At 62.4% G+C, this 2,145-nt stretch carries 1 protein-coding gene; it reads right to left on the reverse strand.

What is annotated here, in order from left to right:
* Positions 1 to 2,145: FAD-dependent oxidoreductase (locus EOA86_RS31890; protein ID WP_164892195.1), on the reverse strand; the 2,145-nt coding region annotated here is incomplete at both ends.

Consider the following 2,145-nt stretch of genomic DNA (forward strand, 5'->3'; position numbering starts at 1 on the left):
CCAGATGCTTTGCCTTGCCGCTGAAATCAGCCTCCTTGACCTTCGGACGGGCAAGATCGGCCTCCAGCAGATTGTACTCGGTCAAAAGATCCGCGTTCTGCAGGCGCAGGCTCTTCTCCATGCGGCGGCTGTTGGCGTAGGTCTCGACGCCAAAAGCCATCACGCCGGTCAAACACAACGCGTCCCATACGGCCAGCCCGTCTTCATATCGCATGTGCAGTTCCCAGCCCTGCTCACCGACATAGGAGATGCGGAAAGCGGTCACGTCCTTGCCGCCGATCTTGACGGGCTTGATCGCTGCAAAGGCAAAGTTCTCCGGCGTCAGCCCGTCCGGGTCCTCGACGACCTTCTGCAAGGTTGAGCGCGCGTTCGGACCCCAGATGCCGACGGTCACGTAGTTCTCGGTCACATCGGTGATGGTGACGTCGAACCCTTTGTCTTCTGCCGTCCGCTGCATGTAGTGGAAGTCCCGCGGGCCGGCATCGGCACCGTCGATGACGCGGCACCGGTCGGCCATGCGGATGACGGTCAGGTCGGCGCGCACCATGCCTTCATCGTCGAGGAAATGCGTGTAGATGCCTTTGCCGATATTGCCGTCGCCGCCGATCTTGGCCGCGCACAGCCATTCCATCAGCGCGACATGATCCGGCCCTGCCACGTCGTACATCGCGAAATGCGATAGATTTACGATGCCGCAATCCTCGCTCATGGCGAGATGCTCGGCATTGGAGACGCGCCAGAAATGGCGGTTGTCCCACTCGTTTTCGCGCACCGGCACCCGGTTGCCGTATTTCTCGAGCAGGTGCTCGTTGGCGGCATAGCCATGGGCGCGCTCCCAGCCGCCGAGCTCCATGAAATAGCCGCCGAGTTCCTTCTCGCGCTCCCAGAAAGGCGAGCGGCGCACGTTGCGAGCCTTGGAGAAGGGCTCGCGCGGATGGACGGCGGGATTGTAGACCTTCATCGCCGTTTCGGTGCAGCGGTCCCAGATGAACTGCTCTTGCGTCTGGTGCGGATAGAAGCGCGAATAGTCGATGGCGTGGTGGTCGATCGACGTCCGGCCGTCCGTCATCCAGTCGGCGATAAGCTTGCCCATGCCGGGGCCGTCCTTGACCCATATTGCGACGGCATACCAGAGGCCCCGCACCTTCTGGCTCTCGCCCATAGAGGGGCCGCCGTCTGACGTCACCTGCAGAAGCCCGTTGAAGGAATGGCTCTCATTATAACCCAGTTCGCCCAGGATCGGCGTCAGTTCCATGGCGCGCTCGAGCGGTGCCAGGATCTGTTCCATGTCGAGGTCGCGTTGCGAGGGCGAAAGACGGGCCTGGTGTTTCTCCAGAAGGTCGCGCGGATGGCAAAGGCGCGGATTGGTCTCCTCGTAATAGCCCCATTCGATCTGCCCGCCTTCGGCGGTCTTGGGGTCGCCGGTGTCGCGCATATAGGCCGAGTTGCCCTGGTCGCGCAGCAGCGGCCAGCCGATCTCCTTGCCGGTGCCGGCGAATTCGGTGTAGGGCCCGAAGAAGGTAAGCGGATGGTCGATCGGCATCACCGGCAGGTCCTCGCCCACCATTTCCGCGATCAACCGGCCCCAAATACCCGCGCACACAATCACGTAGTCGGCCTCGATTGTGCCACGGTCGGTCACCACGCCCTTGATACGCCCGTTCTCGACGACGAGCGACTTGGCCGGCGTGTTAGCGAAGGATTTGAGCTTGCCGGAGGCTTCCGCATGATCGACCAGCTTGCCGGCGACCGTTTGCGAGCGCGGGATGACGAGACCGGCATCGGGATCCCACAGGCCGCCCTGCACCTTCTCTTCTTCGATCAGCGGGAATTTCTGCTTGATCTCGGCCGGATCGATCAGGCGGGCACGCGTGCCGAAGGCCTTTGCCGAGGCGATCTTGCGCTTGATCTCCTCCATGCGATCGTCGTCGCCGACGCGAGCGACCTCAAGGCCGCCGATGCGGGCGTAATGGCCCATCTTCTCGTAGAAATCGATGGAATAGAGCGTCGTCCAGCAGGACAGGAAGTCATGGCTGGTCGTGTAGCAGAAGTCGGAGGCGTGCGCCGTCGAGCCGATGTCGGTCGGGATGCCTGATTTGTCGATGCCGACGATGTCGTCCCATCCGCGCTCGATCAGGTGATGGG

It is taken from the genome of Mesorhizobium sp. M5C.F.Ca.IN.020.32.2.1 (assembly GCF_004023105.1).
Taxonomy (GTDB): Bacteria; Pseudomonadota; Alphaproteobacteria; order Rhizobiales; family Rhizobiaceae; genus Mesorhizobium; species Mesorhizobium wenxiniae.